General features: G+C 62.0%; 15 protein-coding genes and 1 pseudogene. 4 read left to right on the top strand and 12 right to left on the bottom strand.

Annotated elements, in window-relative coordinates; all coding sequences use genetic code 11:
• The first annotated feature begins 68 nt into the window (after window positions 1–68).
• Together CFBP1590_RS16960 and CFBP1590_RS16955 are read left to right on the top strand one after the other, a co-directional pair.
• Complete coding sequence (locus CFBP1590_RS16960; protein ID WP_088235556.1) at window positions 69–1,298, top strand: cyanate transporter; 1,230 nt, start codon at window positions 69–71, stop codon at window positions 1,296–1,298.
• 67 nt (window positions 1,299–1,365) lie between these two features.
• A complete protein-coding gene (locus CFBP1590_RS16955) occupies window positions 1,366–2,301 on the top strand; it encodes a LysR family transcriptional regulator (RefSeq protein WP_029243757.1) in 936 nt (311 codons plus the stop codon).
• Here the strand turns inward: CFBP1590_RS16955 and CFBP1590_RS16950 are convergent, their stop codons facing one another.
• The 5 genes from CFBP1590_RS16950 to CFBP1590_RS16930 form a co-directional block, all read right to left on the bottom strand.
• Window positions 2,302–2,442 (bottom strand): hypothetical protein, encoded by a 141-nt coding sequence (locus tag CFBP1590_RS16950; protein ID WP_004882646.1) that lies wholly within the window; start codon window positions 2,440–2,442, stop codon window positions 2,302–2,304. It lies immediately after the preceding gene.
• 119 nt (window positions 2,443–2,561) lie between these two features.
• Entirely contained in the window at window positions 2,562–3,239 is a 678-nt protein-coding gene (locus tag CFBP1590_RS16945) for a type 1 glutamine amidotransferase domain-containing protein (protein ID WP_025994546.1), read from the bottom strand.
• 165 nt (window positions 3,240–3,404) lie between these two features.
• Window positions 3,405–4,619 carry an aldose 1-epimerase family protein gene (locus CFBP1590_RS16940; RefSeq protein ID WP_088235555.1) on the bottom strand — a complete coding sequence of 405 codons (1,215 nt, stop codon included), beginning with the start codon at window positions 4,617–4,619 and terminating at the stop codon, window positions 3,405–3,407.
• Between the two features lie 139 nt (window positions 4,620–4,758).
• Complete coding sequence (locus tag CFBP1590_RS16935; RefSeq protein WP_088235554.1) at window positions 4,759–5,058, bottom strand: DUF7693 family protein; 300 nt, start codon at window positions 5,056–5,058, stop codon at window positions 4,759–4,761.
• 57 nt (window positions 5,059–5,115) lie between these two features.
• Window positions 5,116–6,048: an EthD domain-containing protein gene (locus CFBP1590_RS16930; protein ID WP_088235553.1), complete on the bottom strand. Its 933-nt coding sequence runs from the start codon at window positions 6,046–6,048 to the stop codon at window positions 5,116–5,118.
• Window positions 6,049–6,193: 145 nt separating this feature from the next.
• Here CFBP1590_RS16930 and CFBP1590_RS16925 point away from each other — a divergent pair, with 145 nt between their 5' ends.
• Window positions 6,194–7,108, top strand: a complete 915-nt coding sequence (locus tag CFBP1590_RS16925; protein ID WP_088235552.1) for a LysR family transcriptional regulator — start codon at window positions 6,194–6,196, stop codon at window positions 7,106–7,108.
• On the opposite strand, the gene CFBP1590_RS16920 is transcribed toward CFBP1590_RS16925, so the two are convergent.
• Entirely contained in the window at window positions 7,105–8,265 is a 1,161-nt protein-coding gene (locus CFBP1590_RS16920; protein ID WP_088235551.1) for a TDT family transporter, read from the bottom strand. The two genes, CFBP1590_RS16925 and CFBP1590_RS16920, sit on opposite strands and share 4 nt — an antisense overlap.
• 126 nt (window positions 8,266–8,391) lie before the next feature.
• On the opposite strand from CFBP1590_RS16920, the gene CFBP1590_RS16915 reads away from it, so the two are divergent.
• Window positions 8,392–9,288, top strand: coding sequence for a LysR family transcriptional regulator (locus tag CFBP1590_RS16915; protein WP_025994536.1), 897 nt, complete (start codon window positions 8,392–8,394; stop codon window positions 9,286–9,288).
• A 232-nt stretch (window positions 9,289–9,520) separates the two neighbouring features.
• Here CFBP1590_RS16915 and CFBP1590_RS16910 read toward each other — a convergent pair whose 3' ends face one another.
• From CFBP1590_RS16910 to CFBP1590_RS16885, 6 genes and pseudogenes are all read right to left on the bottom strand, one after another.
• Window positions 9,521–10,942: a lipid II flippase MurJ gene (locus tag CFBP1590_RS16910; protein ID WP_088235550.1), complete on the bottom strand. Its 1,422-nt coding sequence runs from the start codon at window positions 10,940–10,942 to the stop codon at window positions 9,521–9,523.
• 14 nt (window positions 10,943–10,956) lie between these two features.
• The gene (locus tag CFBP1590_RS16905) at window positions 10,957–11,778 is read right to left on the bottom strand and encodes an acyltransferase (protein ID WP_029243745.1); all 822 of its coding nucleotides are present in this window, start codon (window positions 11,776–11,778) and stop codon (window positions 10,957–10,959) included.
• Entirely contained in the window at window positions 11,775–13,190 is a 1,416-nt protein-coding gene (locus tag CFBP1590_RS16900) for an O-antigen ligase family protein (RefSeq protein ID WP_029243744.1), read from the bottom strand. The genes CFBP1590_RS16905 and CFBP1590_RS16900 overlap by 4 nt, the downstream gene beginning before the upstream one ends.
• Window positions 13,190–14,290 carry a glycosyltransferase family 4 protein gene (locus tag CFBP1590_RS16895; protein ID WP_043304422.1) on the bottom strand — a complete coding sequence of 367 codons (1,101 nt, stop codon included), beginning with the start codon at window positions 14,288–14,290 and terminating at the stop codon, window positions 13,190–13,192. Before CFBP1590_RS16895 ends, CFBP1590_RS16900 begins: the two co-directional genes overlap by 1 nt.
• Window positions 14,281–15,497, bottom strand: a pseudogene (locus tag CFBP1590_RS16890) (glycosyltransferase family 4 protein). Before CFBP1590_RS16890 ends, CFBP1590_RS16895 begins: the two are co-directional and overlap by 10 nt.
• A gap of 2 nt (window positions 15,498–15,499) precedes the next feature.
• Window positions 15,500–16,813 carry a cellulase family glycosylhydrolase gene (locus CFBP1590_RS16885; RefSeq protein WP_088235549.1) on the bottom strand — a complete coding sequence of 438 codons (1,314 nt, stop codon included), beginning with the start codon at window positions 16,811–16,813 and terminating at the stop codon, window positions 15,500–15,502.

Here is a 16,813-nt window from a genome sequence, read left to right as displayed (position 1 = left end):
GTTTTTTGATTTGCCCCGTGTCACTCGCCCCGGCCTAATCATCACTTCTCTAAAAGGAAGATAATGATATGCAAGGTGCTCGCGGGTCAGCTTCTCAAGGTGTCTGGTTGATGGTCGCCATCGTGTTGGTGGCGTTGAACCTGCGCCCCTCGATGGCAGCGGTCGGCCCATTGTTGTCGGCGATCAGGGTGGACATTTCGCTGGGGTTCGGCATGGCGTCACTGCTGACCATGCTGCCGGTCATGGCCATGGGGCTGGCGATGTTCGTCGGCATGGGCATTGCCGCTCGTGTCGGCTCCTACCGGACCATCACCATCTCGCTGGCGCTGATCGGTGTGGCGACACTGGCGCGGCAGTTTCTCGACTCTGCGGTTGAACTGATCTTCAGCGCCGTGCTGGCGGGGCTGGGCATTGCGATGATTCAGGCGCTGATGCCTGCACTCATCAAGTCACGCTTCAAAGACAATGTCTCGTTGTGCATGGGCCTTTACGTCACGGCGATCATGGGTGGCGCGGCGATTGCCGCGTCTTTCAGTCCGCTGATGCTCAGTCTCAGCGGCAACTGGCGTTTCGGCCTGGCGATCTGGGCTGCGCTGGCGCTGCTGGCGTTGTGTTTCTGGGTGGTTCAACGCCACGCGTTCCAGAGCAGCGGATCGTCCGCCGCACCCCGCAAACAGGCGTTTTCGCAGATGCCGAGGGCCTGGATGCTGGGCGTCTTCTTTGGTCTGGGCACTGCGTCCTACACCTGCGCCCTGGCCTGGCTGGCACCGTATTACCTTGAAAATGGCTGGAGCGAGCAGGACGCCGGACTGTTGTTGGGCTTCATGACCCTGATGGAAGTGGTGTCGGGTCTGGTGACGCCAGCGCTGGCCAATCGCAGTCGCGACAAGCGTCTGGTGCTGGCAGTTCTGCTGGGGCTGATCATGGCGGGCTTCGTCGGTCTTATCCTTATGCCGCAACAACTGAGCCTGCTATGGACCGGCCTGCTGGGTCTGGGCATCGGCGGCCTGTTCCCCATGAGCCTGATCGTCTCCATGGATCACTACGATGACCCGCAGCAGGCAGGCAGTCTGACCGCGTTCGTCCAGGGTGTGGGTTATTTGATCGCCGGCCTGTCACCCTTGCTGGCTGGCGTGATCCGTGACGTGACAGGCAGTTTCGCAGGCGCGTGGTGGTCGTTGATCGGACTGGTCGCTGTGATGCTGCTGATGGTTGTGCGTCTTGATCCGCGACACTACGCCCGAGACCTGCACGAATCGTCAGCACATGCCGGTAGTGCTGAAGGTAGGACGGCCTGATTGCGTTTTGATGTTATCTTGCTGGTGCTGATCCGGTCCTTGATCGCAGTGCCAACGAGATGACTCGATGCTCAACAGTAATGCCCTCAGAAAGCTGGACATGCAGGACCTGATGATCTTCGTCTCGGTCTTCGAGCAGCGCAACCTGACGCTGGTCTCGGAGGCGCTGAACGTCAGCCAGTCCACAGTCAGTTACTGCCTCAAGAAGCTGCGGGCCAACTTCGAGGATGACCTGTTCATCAGCACCCGCAACGGTATGCGTCCTACCCGCAAGGCCATGGCCATGCACGGCCACGTGCAGCAGATACTGCACAAGGTCAACATCTGCCATGACGGGTTGAAGCTGTTCGACCCGAGCAGCGGGCAAACCACCTTCACGGTCTGCGCTCCTGAATACTTTGAACTGCTGGTGCTGCCGCATCTGTTGCGCGGTTTCGTTGCTGCGGGCTTCTCGGTCGCGGTCAACGTTCAGAAACTGGACAGGCACTTGCCGACCGAGCGGCTCATTGACGGTCGTTTCGATCTGGCGCTGTGTTTCGGGCCGGGGTTTCACAAGGTCCCTGACAGCCTGATTGCCCAGGTGCTGCTGGAAGACGATCTGGTCTGCGTGATGGATAGCCAGTCGGCACCAGTGAGCGCGCTGATCGACCTTGAGACGTTCACCTCAAGGCATCACGTCTATCCGACGCCGTGGACCTCGGACACCAACATGGTCGATGGCTGGCTTCAGAGCAAAGGCCTGGAGCGCCACATTGTGGCCAGGGCCAACAGTTACCGGGCAGCCTTGCAGCTGCTGGAAGGTACACATTTCATGCTGGTATTACCACGGCGCATCCAGACGCTCTTGTGCAACGAGCCCTGGATAGCCGTTTACGAGTTGCCACCTGATCTGCCGGGCTTTAGCCTGGACATGGTATGGAGCGCCCACGCCGATCAGGACGAAGCCAACGGCTGGTTCCGCGAACAGGTGGTCAAGGTGTGCGCCGAGCAGGGTCTGCTCTGATCAGCGGTCTTTCTGCGGATCAGGCTCGGTTGCAGGCCGTGGCTGCTCGCCCTTTTCGTTGAGCTGCTTGTTCTTCTCGCCCACTTTGCCAGCGTTCTCCGGCTTGTGATCGAGGTCTTCGCGTTCTGATTCCTGGGTCATGACCTGCCTCCGAATGAATGGACTCTCTGGGTATTGGTCAGCAAGGCACGCCCAAGATTCGATTTATCGTGATGACGACCCGGCGACCGCCTGCGCAGTGGAGGGCCGGGTCGGCGTTATCAGCTCAACAGGGTAATCAGATCCTTGGCCGTCTGAGCCGAGCTGGCCGGGTTCTGACCGGTCACCAGCTTGCCGTCGGTGATGACATGGACGCCCCAGTCATCGGTCTTCGAATAGTCGCCGCCCAGTTCCTTCAGCATGTCTTCGACCAGAAACGGCACGACGTTGGTCAGGCCGACGCCTTCTTCTTCGCTGTTGGTAAAGCCGGTGACGCGACGGCCCTTGACCAGCGGCTCGCCATTTTCTGCACGGACCTTGCGCAGCACGCCGGGCGCATGGCACACCAGCGCATGGGGTTTGTCGGCCTTGGCGAACGCTTCGATCAGGGCGATGGATTTCGGATCTTCGGCGAGGTCCCACAGCGGACCATGGCCACCGGGGTAGAACACTGCGTCGAAGTCGTCGGCCTTCACGTCAGCCAGGCGACCCGTATTGGCGAGCGCCTGCTGGGCAGCAGAGTCTTCACGGAAACGCTGGGTTTCGGCGGTCTGTGCGTCTTGCTCATCACTCTTGGGGTCCAGCGGCGGCTGTCCACCTGCAGGCGACACCAGGGTGACTTCGGCCCCTGCGTCCTTGAAGATGTAGTAGGGCGCTGCAAATTCCTCGAGCCAGAAACCGGTTTTCTTGCCGGTATCGCCCAGTTGGTCGTGTGAAGTCAGAACCATCAGGATTTTCATGAATGTGCTCGTCATTGAGGGATTGAGAGGGTGTAGACAGGCGAAAGCGCCAAGTGTTGTGCGCAATGCTGAACGTGAATGAAACAAGGCCGGATTCGACAGTAATGCGTCGAGATCCGGCCTCGTCATGCAGCAGCGCTGATTGCCTGCGTCAGGCGCGAGCGATCACTCCTTGGTCAGGTCCACCAGCGGCTCCTGACGCACTTCGGTGTCGCGGCCTGCCTGAATGGTCTTGATCTGGCCCAGTGCCTTGTCGACGGCGCCCTTGTCCGCCAGCAGGCTGTAGCTGATCTGGAACTGACGCTGCGCTTTCGGCTCGATGGTCGGCACCAGATTCAACGAACGCTGGAAGCGGCGGTTATAGGAAAAGCTGGTGCCAGGCTCAAGACCGGTCACATAGCCCTGACCCTTGGTGTCAGTGTTTTTCCACAGCGAGAACACTGGCAACTGCTGGGTATTGAAACCTACCGCCACGCCCAGGCTGCCTGCCTTGTTGTGCAGCACGGTGACAGTGTCGCCCTTGTCATCGCCGTACGGCACGATGTTGTAGACGGTTTCGTCGTAATCCGGGGTCGGTCCGCGATAGGTCTGCCAGTCGCCCAGATCACCCTTGGCCTTTTCGTTGAACGGCGATACCTGCTTGACCGGCGCTTCGAAGCGCGCGCCCTGTTCCAGGAACGGCGTGCTGAAGTTGCTGTGGTACAGCGCCTGATATTCCTTCGGATAGTCGCCGTTGTTGGTCAGCGTGTCGTTCAGCGAGAAGCGTGTGCTGCCCGGCTCGGTGACCAGTTCGGTCTGCACCGAGAAGTCGACCTTCTTGAACGCCTGCTCCTTGAGTTCGCCCTTGAGGCGGATTGCGTAAGGCGGCTTCTCGTCAATGTGCAGCGTCACCTTGCTGGCCGGGATATTGGCTGCGCGACCATGCAGGGTCAGCAGCTCGCCATTGTCCATGCCCGGATGGCCGACCCATTCGTAGCCGCAACGGGTCACCAGTTCGTTGAACCCTTCCAGCCAGCCCAGCCCGCCGCGACCATTGAGTTCGATGAACGCCGGATTGACCACATCCTTGACCGGCGAATCCCAGCCCATGCGCACATCACCGACCGAGGCCTGCAGCACGTTCATGCCGCGCGTCGGCACCACCGAGAGCTTCATGGTGCCGTTGTCGATATCAATGATGCTCACGCCTTCCTGGCGACCGCCATGCAGGGTTCGCATGGTAATGGTGAACGGCTTGTCGGTCTTGACGCCCAGTTGCTTGCTGGTGATCTGCTGGTTCTGCGCAGGCTTGTCGGTGTCGAGCAGAACGTAGTCCCAGGCAAAGGCGCTGGAGGCGACGGAGAGGGCGCTGAGGCCCACCAGCAGGGGAAGGGTTTTCATGAGGGTGTGTCCTTCTGACTTATTGGAATTATGAGTGTGCTGGACTGGATTAAACGTTTCAGCAGTCAGCGGAGTCTAGCCAAAGTCGTGGGCGCTGTGGAGTAGAATTTACCCGGTATGAGCACGCCGTCGGTCTGGATCAATCCGATTGGCCCACCAACCGCTCGATCTGCGCCTGTTCCCATCCGCTGAGCAGACTGACCGGGTCCGTGCGCGGCCAGTCTTCGGCCGATCCCTGTCGGCCATCCGGAGTCAGGCAGTGCGGGCAACCTGTCACGCGGTTGCCCGAGATTTCCAGCGTCAGGCACCAGCCATCGATGTCGATCCGGAGCAGGTTCGACTCGCAATCATCGAGGCGGCGCAGTGAGCGAACGCCCAGCGCTGCCTCTTTCAGGCACTGATAGACCTCGCGGGCGCTCAGGGTTGGAGTGGGTGGCATGGGCGATCGCGATCAGGTTGAAAAGGGCGACCAGCATAAAAGCCGGTCGTCCTGCTGTCACTCTTCGGGTGTTTCATCGGCTGGGGCGGCACCAAACAGTGTCTCGACTTCAGGCTGTGTCTGGTTGATGGCGCCCAATTGACGAATCAGTTGGGCCTGGCGACTGCCCCGGATACCGGCCGTGGTCATGACCCCGTCACGCACGTAGGTGTAGACGCCGCTGACGGCAAACGGGGTGATGTGGCTCACGTGGGCACTGATGCCATGGGTGATTGCCTTGAAGCGTTCACTGGCATAGCAGGTGCGTCGGGTCCAGGCCGATTCGAAAGTGATTTCCATGAACACGATGTTCAGGCGCGGTTCGCTGGCGTAATGGGCGACGTCCGGCGCAGGGGGCGCGGGCTGGTCGTTGTCGTAGGGCTGCGCAAGGTGCAGGCGCAATTTGAGCACCTCGTCCAGACCGGCCAGATCGCGAGCCAGGGTGTCGATGGCTTCGCGCGCAGCGGCAAGGTTGTCGCGATTCAGATGAAAGTGCAGGTGCAGACGATCCAGAGTCGAGGTTTCGTTGGGCGAAGGTTCCGGTAAGCGATCCATCAACGTGCTCGAACCATCCGGCACGTCATAGGCCAGGGTTTCGTCGAACATGTTTTGTTCATCGGAAAACAGAATCGCGCTGGCCTTCTGGAAGCGCTGCTGGTCTTCAGCCGATAGAAAACCGATCTCCACGCCACCATCCAGCACATAGCCTTCCAGTGGCTTGACGCCTTCGATGATCGGCCACAGGTGGGCGTCCTGTTCGCGGGACAGGTGATGCTGCACGTACCAGCCAAGCCCATCGAGACGCGCGCATAAAGGGCCATGCACGTCACGCCAGTAAGTGGCGAAGAGTTCGTGGGGTACGCCGGGTCTGCGCAGTACCGTGGTGTAGGTATTGATGACGATGCGCTGGTCGTGCGCGCCGTGGTTGTCGGCGAAGTGTGAGGTGTGCATGAGTAGGCTCTGCGCTGAAGTGTCTGAATGAGGCGTTCCAGCGACCGCTTAAGTTCAAGGAATGTGCCCGGCGGGGCTCTACACGCAGTCTGCCGCAGCGGGCCAGTCGCGCTATCATCAGCGCACCTTGCCAGCGGATAGCCTTATGCAGTTGCCCGACCTGAACCTGTTGATCGCCCTTGATGCGTTGCTCGACGAAGGCAGCGTGGTTGGCGCAGCGCGGCGCATGCACCTCAGCCCGGCAGCCATGAGTCGCACGTTGACGCGGATTCGTGAGGCCACCGGCGATCCGGTACTGGTGCGTGCCGGTCGTGGGCTGGTGCCGACGCCGCGTGCGCTGGCCATGCAGGCGCAGGTGCGCGAACTGGTCGAACAGGCCGCTCAGGTGTTTCAGACCCGCGATGAAGTGGACATGAGCACCCTGGAGCGCTGTTTCAACGTGCGCTCCAACGACGTGTTCTTCGGCTCGTTCGGTGCCCATGTGCTGGAGGCGATCCGCATCGGTGCGCCCGGCTGCACCCTGCGTTTTGTGCCTGAAGGGGCTGACGACGATGACGCGCTGCGCGAAGGCAGGATCGACCTGTACATCTCGTCACGGCTCAATTTCGGTCCGGAGATCAAGATTCAGAACCTGTTCAACACTCGCTTCTGCGGTCTGGCACGTGAAGGCCATCCCATCTTCGACGGACCGATCACACCCGAGCGATTCGCCGGGTTCGATCACGTCAGCGTGTCCCGCAGAGGTCGTGCTCGCGGGCCGATCGATCCGGCGCTGGCAGAGCTGGGGCTGGAACGGCGTATCGCGCTGATCACGCCGCATTTTCACTCGGCGATTTTCGGGGTGGCCGAGTCTGATCTGATCCTCTCATTGCCCGAGCCAGTACTCTGGGGACTGAAGCAACTGGGCCTCAAGATGCGTGCCTTTGCCATTCCTCTGGCGCTGGAAACCGTGTCGGTCAATCAGGCCTGGCACCCGCGTTTCGACAAGGACCCGGCGCACCGCTGGCTGCGCCAGACCCTTAAAGAGGTGTGTTCAGTGCCCCGGCAGATGGACCTTTAACGTGGGCTGTTCTGGCACTTGGCAATGCAGGGTGAAACGAACAGATGGCCTCGCCATGCGCCTGCCACTGTCCGGGCTGCAACCAGCGTCCACATCAGCACCAGCAGGGCGACCAGCGCCATGCCGAACTGGTCGAAAAAGCCCAGTTGCAGGATCGATCCCAGTTTCAGCGTCGCCAGCGCGTACACGCCAAGCGGAAAGGTGAATGCCCACCAGCCCAGATTGAACTCGATGCCGGCCTTGAAATAACGCAGCGTGATCAATGCAGCCAACGCCATCCACCAGAGGCCGAGGCCCCAGAACAGCGTGCCGACGATGACGCCGACCCCCGCGGCCACTTCGCCGACCGACGCCAGGCCGTGTGCGGCGAACACCTGAGGCGCGTCACTGCCCATCACCAGCATGCCCAGCGCGCCTGTCCCGATAGGCCCCAGCGCCAGCCAGCTCGAGGCGGCCATGCTTTCGTGGGGCAGTTTGTGCAACGCCAGACGCAGCAACAGGATCACCAGAATGCTCAGCGCCACCGGCACCGAGTAGGCCCACAACACGTAGCTGGTGATCAGCACCGTGAATTGCGACGCAGTGTCGGTAAGGTGCGGAGTCAGCAGGCCGCCGCAGGCAGCGGCAACTTCCGCAGCCACCACGGGCAGCAGCCAGACAGCGGTCATCTTTTCGATGCTATGTTCCTGGCGGGTGAACATCATGAACGGGATCAACACGCCGCAGGCCATGGCCATCGCCACATCCAGCCACCACAGGGCTTCGGCCACCGGAATCACGCCAGCGCCCCAGCGTTCGGGTCCGAACACCAGAAGACCACTGATGATCGTCGCCAGACCCATGGGAATGGTGCCGAAGAACATCGAGACCGTCGAATGCCCGAACACCTGCCGCGCTTCATCGAAGAACAGCAACCAGCGGCTCGCGTACATCACGCTGAACAGCACGAACAGGGCGATGTTGAAGAACCACAGGGCTTCGCCCACATTGCGCAACAATGCGATGTCGCCGGGCAGTTGCGCCAGCGCCAGAGACAGGACACCGGTGCCCATGGTCACGGCAAACCAGTTGGGGGTGAATTGCCTGACAGCTTCGCGCTGGCTCGATAACGAGGCGAGGGGAGCGATGCCCTCGATAACGGTTGCAAGCCTGCTCATGACATTCTCCTGCTGACGGCCTGGGTTTATGTCATCAGTTTACGGGCGTGCGAACAATTCTCTAAACGGGTAATCTCGGTTCCAGTTACCTGTTATTCAGGTTGATCTGTGTTCGGGAGTCATCGCTTGAAACTCAACCTGCGTCAGTTGCAGATATTCTGCGCCGTCACCCAGCACGGCAGCACCGTTGGCGCAGGCCTTGCCGTATCACTTTCACAATCGGCGACCAGCGCGGCCTTGAACGAGCTGGAAAGCGCGCTGGGTACCCGGTTATTCGATCGGGTCGGCAAGCGTCTGGTCTTGAATGACAACGGACACGCATTGTTGCCTCAGGCCCGGCAGATACTGGAAAGCGCCCAGCAGATCGAAGACAGCTTTCTGTTGCCCGTTGCCGGTCTGAACACCCGGTTGCGGATCGGCTGCAGCAGCACCATTGCCAATTACGTGCTGCCACAGATCGTTGCGGCGCTGCGCACCTCGGCGCCTTCGTTGCGGGTGGATATGGACATCGGCAACAGCGCCCTGATTGCCCGCAAGGTCGCGCAATTCGAGATCGACATGGGGATGATCGAGGCACCGTGTCACCTGCCCGAGCTGATCGCCGAACCCTGGCTGGTCGACGAAATGGTCATCGTTGCCGGGCGTGATCATCCGCTGGCCGTGCAGAAACAAGTGTCGCTGAGTGACCTGCAACACGCCGAGTGGCTGCTGCGCGAGCCGGGTTCGGGGACGCGTGGCGAGGTGGAGCATCTGTTGCTCAGGCACCTTCACGACCTGGAAGACATGCGTCAGATGGGCAGCTCCGAAGCGATCAAACGGACCCTGGCCCAAGGGATCGGCATCAGTTGCCTGTCCCGTCGCGTGGTGGCTGATCTGTTGGCGAGCGGCGAACTGCAGATCCTCAACAGCCCCTTGCCACCGCTGACCCGCCGGTTCTTCCTGATTCGTCACCGCGACAAGTTTGTCTCGACCAGCCTGCAGCGATTCAGTGCGCAGTGCAGCGAATCAGCGGGTGAGGCGTGATCCGGGGAAAACCTGCCTCTTGTCAAACACTGTAATTTACTGAAATGCACGCACACCTGCTTCTGCCCGAAGGGCGTGGGAGCTCTCGGAGGTTACGACGGCAGCGATGGGCTGCGCAGCGGCCCCAGGATGCATCTGACACACCGCGTGTGCAGGTTTTGCTGCCGGTTCCCGGCAGATCGCCGGCAAGCCGCCTCCCACAGTTCGGTGTTTGCCCCGTGAAAGCGCTGTTTCAGGCCTGATCAATCACGACCCGCCACGGCTTCAGCCACAGCGCCAGACCTATCAGCAAAAGCATGCCATACGCAGCGCTGAGCCCCAGTTGCAGCCAGGTGTTCTGCAACGGATGCAGCACCAGCGCAGCTACGACCATCAGTCCCGTAGCCAGCAGCCAGTGGCTGCGCCACGGAAGAGCGCTCAGCAGCGACTGGCGGCGCATCAGCAGAATGCCGGTCACCAGCGCGCCGCCCAGCGCGGCGATGGCGATGCCGGTCAGGCCGAACATCAAGGGCAGCACGCCCAGCAGCACGGCGTTGCACAGGCTGCCGATCAGTTCGCAGTTGAGCGGCAGGCGCGTGTCACTGGCGGCGTAGGCGTAACGCGCCAACAGCGCATTCCAGGCCCCGAACATCAGCGGCACGGCAAACCATGCGAGCAACCCCGGCAGCGGACCGTCATGGGTCTGGTTGGGCAACAGCAGCACGACCAATGCGCCCGCTGCGCCGATCAGACCGGCGACAGCAGGCAGGGTCAACAGAGTGGCGCTGCCCAGTCCACGCTTCAACAGGCCGAGGCGTTGATCGCCCGCGCTGCCGCTCATCAATCCCAGCAACACCTGATTCAGACTCATCAAGGCGATCAGAGGCAGGTTGATCAGTTTGCGCGCCAGATTGACCCAGGTGACGGCGCCTTCACCCAGCAACGATGCGACCATCCGTTCCAGCAGCGCCAGGCCCTGACTGGCCAGGTTACTGCTCAACAGCGGCCCGATGCGTTGCAACAGTTCGCGCACCACGCCTGCTTCGGCCTGCCACTGCCAGGGCCGCCAGCCGGAGCGATACAGGCTCGGCAACAGCACGCCCGGCATCAGCAGACTGCCCAGCACGCAGGCACTCGCCAGTCCCGTGGGAGTGGCGGCATGACCGAGAACAGCGAGATAGATGACCGGCGGCAGGTTGAACAGCAATGAACCCAGCCCGGCCAGCACAAAACGCGATCGCGCCTGCAACGGTACGCACAGCAGGCCGTGCAGCATGAAGCCGGGCGCGCACCAGGCCAGCCAGCGCAGTCCGCTGCTCGCCTGAGCGTAACCGTCTGCATCCAGCCCCGGCCCGATCAGGCGCACCAGCAGACCGGCACCCAGCGCCAGCAGAGCGCTGAGCAGGACGCCCGCCAGCGTCAGGCGCGGCACCATTGCGCCCAGCCAGCGTTGTTGTCCGTCCGCCGAGCGTTGCTGATACAGCGGCAGGGCAGCGGCGCTGAGCAGCCCGGCGGCCAGCGACATGCGCAGGGCTTCGGGCAGAAACATCGACACCAGAAACGCGTCGCTTTGCCCGCCAGCGCCCCAGGCGGCAACCAGCAGCCACTCGCGGGCGAAGCCTGCGGCCAGTCCGGTGAGGGTGGCCAGTGTCAGCCACAGTGTCGAACCCAGCATCGTCGTCGTTTCTGTCAGTGAAACAGGGTGAACAGGCCTTTGCCGCCCACCTTGTAATTGAGATTGCGGGCGCGCTCGCCTTTGATTTCAGCATTCGGCCCGCTGACAATGGCGTAGGGCGGCACCGGTTTGGAGACCACGCTGTTGCCGCCGACCACGGCACCTTCGCCAATGTTGGCGCCGAACGACAGCAATGCGCGGCTGCAGATCCACGCGTAGTCACCGATGAACACCGGGCCGCCGACAGCCCAGAATTCGGGCTCGTTGAGGTCGTGCCCGCCAGCGATGATCAGCACGTGGGATGCAATGGTGACGTGATCACCGATCACCAGACCGCCCCTTGCATCCAGTTGGCAATGCCACCCCACCGTGGTGTCGTTGCCGATGCGCAGGCTGTCCACGCCCAGCACTTCGGTGTTGCGCCATACGGTCGAGCCCTTGCCGATCTTCGCCCCGCCCATGCGCAGCCAGAACAGGCGCAGGGTGTGGCTGGGGATCTTGCAGATCAGGATGTTGTACACCTGCTCCCAGGTGCGCAGCATCCGGTCGCGAAGGGTCGGCCAGTTGATGCCGTACAGCGGGATCAGCGCGCCCAGGGTTTCGCTGGCCAGCAGGCGATAGAAGCGCCGGGCCAGCGGCGGCTCGATCCGCGGTTCGATGTTCAGGTAGCAGATGAACGACAGGGTGGTGTCCTTGACGCGTGTTTCGAAGCACACTTCGTTGTCCAGCATCCATTGGTAGGTGGTTTGCAACTCTTCGAGCGGCACACCCATCTTGCGGGCGTAATCAGGCAATGCGTCGCGCAGATTGTGCGAGTGCATCATGCGATGTTTCATGTGGCGGCTCCCTGCTCGGGTAAGGCGACGGGGGATGGCTGCGGTCTGGCGGCTGTGGCACGCAGGCGCCTGCTTTCGTGCAGGCTGATGCCGATGAACAACCAGAACAGCGCGACCAGTACGCTGGTAAAACTGAAATAGTGGTCAAACAGGCCGCTGCACAGGGCAGCCAGCACGCCGCTCATGCAGCCAAGGTTGATCGCGTTTTCCGGGGTCAGCACGATCCGGCCGGCTGGCGGACGCACTTCTTTCCACCAGCTGACCGTGATGGCGATGAACAGCAGCATGCCTGGCAGGCCCATCTTGTAGATGAAGTTCAGCCACAGGTTGGATATCCCGAAGTCGGTGTAACCGAGGACCGGCGGGTCGGTCTTGAAGCCGATCCCGAACGGGAAGGTGGCCATCGCATCGGGGAAATGACTGTATTCCAGAAAGCGGATCGCGGTACTGGTGTCGTCGTCGGAAAACAGACTCATCAACCGGTCCTGCAGCGGCGGATAGAACATCATCAGGACCACGCCTGCCGCCGCACCGCCCATCAGTATCCTGCCCAGATGCGGAATGCGCCGACGGGTCATCCACAGCATGACGATGACCAGACTCACCAGTGCGCCGCGCGATCCGGTCAGCAACAGCCCGAGAGCCCCCAGCGCCGCGACCGACAGGCCCAGCATGCGGGCAGAGCCGGTGCGGGTCATGCCGAAACAGAACGCCAGCGGCAACAGCATCGCCAGTGCGCCGCCAGCCACGTTGGGGTGCATCCATGGCGAGCCCATGCGGCTGGACAGTGACAGCAAGGCTTCGCCCAGCACATCGGCACCGCTGTAGCCCATGACCCTGAGGACGGGCGTGATGCTCAGGGCCGAACCGCTCAAGACGTAGATCGGAATCGACAGCAATAACAGCATCAGGGTGCCGCCGAGCAGGGCGATGACGAGTTTTTCCAGTGTCTGCAGGTCCACCAGCAGGCGCGGCACCAGAAACAGGACCGACAGGTTGAAAAGCCAGCGCACCCAATTGATCGGTCCGTTACCTTCAGCCACCACGGTCAGTTCGCCGATCAGAAACGGGAACGCGCTGAACATCATCAGCGCCACCAGCAGTCGCTCGGTGCGCAGCATCTTCGGGATTCGGGCCTGATGCTGGATCATTGCCTGCAGCAGATAGCTGCCCCAGGTCAGCATGATCAAGGCCTCGGACACCGTGGTGCGGATGCCGATCTGTACCGTGGAGTAGGGAATGAACGTCGCGATCACACCAAACAGCAGCAGCCCGCGTACCGGGCGTCTGATGATGGTGATGACCGAGGCGGCACCGACGGCCGCCAGCAATACGAACGGTACCGGCAGCATCCAGATCATCACGCCGAACAGCAGACTGAAGAACAGTCCTATGGGCATGGCCATCGGCATCAGCGAAGCTCCTCGAGCGTGGCATGCACCTGCTTGCAGAACGCGTCGAGGTTGTAGCGGGCTGCCCAGGCTTTCGAGACCTCCGGATCTTCTGCGGGGGCGTTCGACAGTGTGCCCATCAGGTGAATCAGGTTGGCGCTGTCGGTGGGTGAGAAGTGCGGGCTGTCGGGCGGTGAAATTTCATCCAGCGACGAGCCGGTCGCGACGGCCACGCGGGTGCCAACGCTCAACGCTTCAATGACCGGCAGGCCGAAGCCTTCGCACAGCGACGGTTGCCACAGACGATCCGCGTCACGGTAAACGGCGTGCAGTTCGGCGTCGCTCAAGCCGGTCAGTACGTGCAGACCCTGAAGCTGACGCTGGGCCTCGGTCAACGGTTCGTCACCACCGACCAGCACCAAATCCGGGGTGTCGACAAATTGCATGCGTGCCGTCTGCCAGGCATCGACGAACCATTTGATGTTCTTGCGCGGCTCGCGAGTGCCTACGCACAGCCAGTAGCGCTGCGGCAGTTTCAACGAGCCGATATCGGCCGCCTCGCCCTTGAAGCCCTCGACCAGCAGCGGCACGATGCGAATCTTGTCCCGCGCCTTGGGAAACAGGCGCAGGACTTCGCTCGCCGTGTAGCTCGACGGCAGCCAGACCTGATCGGCAACCCGGATCGAGTGGGCAATCGAGAGGTAGTCAGTCAGGCGATAGACACGGGCCTTGAGCCGCGATCCATGGTTGTTCTGCTGAGTGATCTGAAACACATCGTGCAACTGCAACACATAGCGCAGCCCCGCCGGTTTGCGACCCAGTGGCAGCCCCATGTTGATGTTGGCGAAGTAGATCTGGATGTCTGCGTCGCGCAGGGCGCGCGGCAGGAACACGCCCTCGAAGCGCAGCCGGTCCGGTATCCGGTGCACCGAATTCAGTGGCGTGGCCCACTGCGGCGCATGGATGAGTCGTCGGATCGGGTGGTCATAAGGCGCCACGCCGAACAGTTGCAACTGAACATCGGGGTGGGCGCGAAAGGCTTCTTCGAGTGCGAAGTTCTGGCGGCCGATACCGCTGACGGGGTAACCGGCTGCTGCGCGGTAATCAAGTCCTATACGCATGAGCGCGATCCTTGCCTGTGTGCGTGAGTCGGGTGTAGATGACTTCCAGCTGTGACGCCGAGACCGACCAGTCGTGGCGGGAGCGCACGTAGACGCGCGCGGCTTCGCCGATCCTGTCCAGGAGCATGGGCTTTTCGATGTTGTCGATGATCAGGTTCGCCAACCCTGCAGCTTCTTCGCTGCCCAGATAGTGCTCGCCGTTGGTGACGGCGAGACCGGAAACGCCCTGACTGGTGGTGATGATGGGCAGTCCGGCTGCCATCGATTCCAGCGTCTTGAGTTTCGAACCGCCACCCTGACGCAGGGGTGCGAAGAAGATTGCCGTGGTGGTCTGCAACGCGCGCAGGTCAGGTACGAATCCGAGCCATTCGATGCGTGGGTCCGGCCAGCGCTCGCGCCACGACTCAGGCATCGCGAAACCGCCGATGGCAAAGCGCACGTCGGGCGATCTGGCCCAGACCTGAGGCATGATCTCGTCCAGTGCCCATTCGATGGCGTCGATGTTGGGGCCGTACTCATAATTGCCGATGTACAGCAGGCGACGGCTCGTGCGGTCGGCATGCACGCTGGCGTAGTAGCCGCAATCGACACTGTTGACCACGAAGGACGTCGCCTTGCCGCTCAGGCGTGAGAGGACCTTGGCATCGTCTTCGGTCACGGCGACCAGTTCGCCTGCCTGACGGAACACGCGGGTTTCCCAGCGGCGGTAACGCCAGCGGTCATACACCGCGAACGCATTGGCCCAGCGCGGTATGCGCTCGTAACTGGCGGCGCCGAGGTCTGATTCGACGTTGTGCTCGGTGAGCACGAATGGTTTACCAGAGCGCTTGAGCGCCTGCTCGAACGGCTGGAAGGCATAGGTGTGCTGAAGCTGGATCACGTCCCAGTCTTCATGCAGCAGTTCTTCGAATACTTTTTCCAGCTTTGGCGCATAGCCGTTGACGCTGGCGAGCATCGGCGGCTTTGCCAGCGCGACGGCCATCAGGGTCTTGAGGCTGTGCAGAGGGCGTCGCTCAACCACGATCAAACGCTCCAGCCAAGGCTCCAGCGCCGAGCGGCAGCTGTCATCCAGCGCCGTCTTGGATTGCACCAGCAAGGTGATGCGATGGCCGCGCGCGGCCAGATTGCGCAGCAAGTGATATTCCCGGGTCTTGCCGCCGCTGGTGGTGGGCCAGGGCAGGTAGGGGAGCGTCCAGAGTATCCGCATGGTCAAGGCTTCCATTCCAGGATTTGCAGGGTCGGCTTGAGCGCCAGGGTGATGCCCTTGGTGGCGGACAAGGGAATCCGGCTGCCGGTCAGCGGGTCATGCACGATGGCGTCGTTGATGGCGGGAAAGGTCAGGCTGACGCCCGAGGCGCTCCAGACCATCAGCAGATGTTTGCCGTCTTCACGACTCCAGGCCACGGCGTACAGGTCATCGGGCACTTGGCTGACGGCGGGCGGATCAGTCGGTGTAAGGCGCGGCCCGGTAATGGTCAGAAAGTTCTTCAGTGCGGTGTAGACGGGTTTGGGGCTGGCCTGCAGATCCAGCAGGCCATAGCCCTGATCGCGGGCCGAGGCGCGCTCGTCCAGGTCGCTGAGGTTGAACAGGAAGATGCGCTGGAAATCCAGAGCGCTCATCAGGGCCAGGCGACGCAGGGTGTAGTCGGCCTGACCGGACGTGCCGATCAGTCGTTGCATTTCCACCGGGCCGTCGTAGCTCGACCAGCCCCACTCGGTGGCCCACACCTGGCTGACGCCATTGCTGTGCAGCAGGTTGTTCATGGCATTGGCACGCACCAGAAAATCCCGGTCCGGGACCGAATCGCCTTCGGGGTATTCGGAGTACGGGTGGTAGGCCGCCACGATGTTCTGTGTGCCCAGGCCACCGTCGAGCAGGCTCTGCAGCATGTAGCCCGGTGTGCTGTGCATCTGGCTGTAGTACGCCATGCCTGCGGTCACGATGGTTTTTTCCGGCAGCGCGGTCCTCAGCGCCTGGGCCGTGGTGGTCAGCAACCGGCCATAGGCTGCCGGGTCTTCCTTGGGCAGCCAGACGATATTCGGCTCGTTCCACACCTGCCAGTTGTTCACCTGCGGGTAACGCTGGGCAAGGCTCACCATGCGCGCGGCGAAGGTGGAAAAATCCTTGGGCGGATACTGGTCACGACCCGTCGCGCCGGGCGGTGCGCTGCTGGCGAAGGGCGCCGAGCCCACCATATAGGCCAGCGTGTTGTAGTGATGCGCCTTGATCGCTTCCATCGCCGCGTCCAGCTCCGACAGCGCGAACTTGTCCTTCTGCGGTTCGATGACGGGCCAGTGAATGGTCAGGCGAACCCAATTCAATCCCAGCTCGTCGAGGCGCGCCATCTGTTGCTGATAGATGTCCGGCGCAAAGTACTGGAACTGCACGTTGACGCCGAGAAAGTCCTGCCAGACCACCGGCCGCGGTGCTTTCAGGACGGTCGCGGCCTGACTGGCGGTGGCCAGCGTGGCACTGATCAGGGCGGCGGCCACGGACCGCAGGATGGTTGAACGATGCGCCAT

This window comes from Pseudomonas viridiflava (genome assembly GCF_900184295.1).
In the GTDB taxonomy this organism is placed as follows: Bacteria; Pseudomonadota; Gammaproteobacteria; order Pseudomonadales; family Pseudomonadaceae; genus Aquipseudomonas; species Aquipseudomonas viridiflava.
Note: the sequence above shows the minus strand (reverse complement) of the source record. Positions and strands in the feature narration are given on the sequence as shown.

Coding starts and splice junctions, on each gene's coding strand:
- CFBP1590_RS16950 (WP_004882646.1), bottom strand. CDS start 2,442: ATGACCCAGGAATCAGAACGCGAAGACCTCGATCACAAGCCGGAGAAC.
- CFBP1590_RS16955 (WP_029243757.1), top strand. CDS start 1,366: ATGCTCAACAGTAATGCCCTCAGAAAGCTGGACATGCAGGACCTGATG.
- CFBP1590_RS16935 (WP_088235554.1), bottom strand. CDS start 5,058: ATGCCACCCACTCCAACCCTGAGCGCCCGCGAGGTCTATCAGTGCCTG.
- CFBP1590_RS16910 (WP_088235550.1), bottom strand. CDS start 10,942: ATGCTGGGTTCGACACTGTGGCTGACACTGGCCACCCTCACCGGACTG.
- CFBP1590_RS16945 (WP_025994546.1), bottom strand. CDS start 3,239: ATGAAAATCCTGATGGTTCTGACTTCACACGACCAACTGGGCGATACC.
- CFBP1590_RS16885 (WP_088235549.1), bottom strand. CDS start 16,813: ATGGCGCATCGTTCAACCATCCTGCGGTCCGTGGCCGCCGCCCTGATC.
- CFBP1590_RS16940 (WP_088235555.1), bottom strand. CDS start 4,619: ATGAAAACCCTTCCCCTGCTGGTGGGCCTCAGCGCCCTCTCCGTCGCC.
- CFBP1590_RS16900 (WP_029243744.1), bottom strand. CDS start 13,190: ATGCCGATGGCCATGCCCATAGGACTGTTCTTCAGTCTGCTGTTCGGC.
- CFBP1590_RS16925 (WP_088235552.1), top strand. CDS start 6,194: ATGCAGTTGCCCGACCTGAACCTGTTGATCGCCCTTGATGCGTTGCTC.
- CFBP1590_RS16920 (WP_088235551.1), bottom strand. CDS start 8,265: ATGAGCAGGCTTGCAACCGTTATCGAGGGCATCGCTCCCCTCGCCTCG.
- CFBP1590_RS16895 (WP_043304422.1), bottom strand. CDS start 14,290: ATGCGTATAGGACTTGATTACCGCGCAGCAGCCGGTTACCCCGTCAGC.
- CFBP1590_RS16930 (WP_088235553.1), bottom strand. CDS start 6,048: ATGCACACCTCACACTTCGCCGACAACCACGGCGCGCACGACCAGCGC.
- CFBP1590_RS16905 (WP_029243745.1), bottom strand. CDS start 11,778: ATGAAACATCGCATGATGCACTCGCACAATCTGCGCGACGCATTGCCT.
- CFBP1590_RS16960 (WP_088235556.1), top strand. CDS start 69: ATGCAAGGTGCTCGCGGGTCAGCTTCTCAAGGTGTCTGGTTGATGGTC.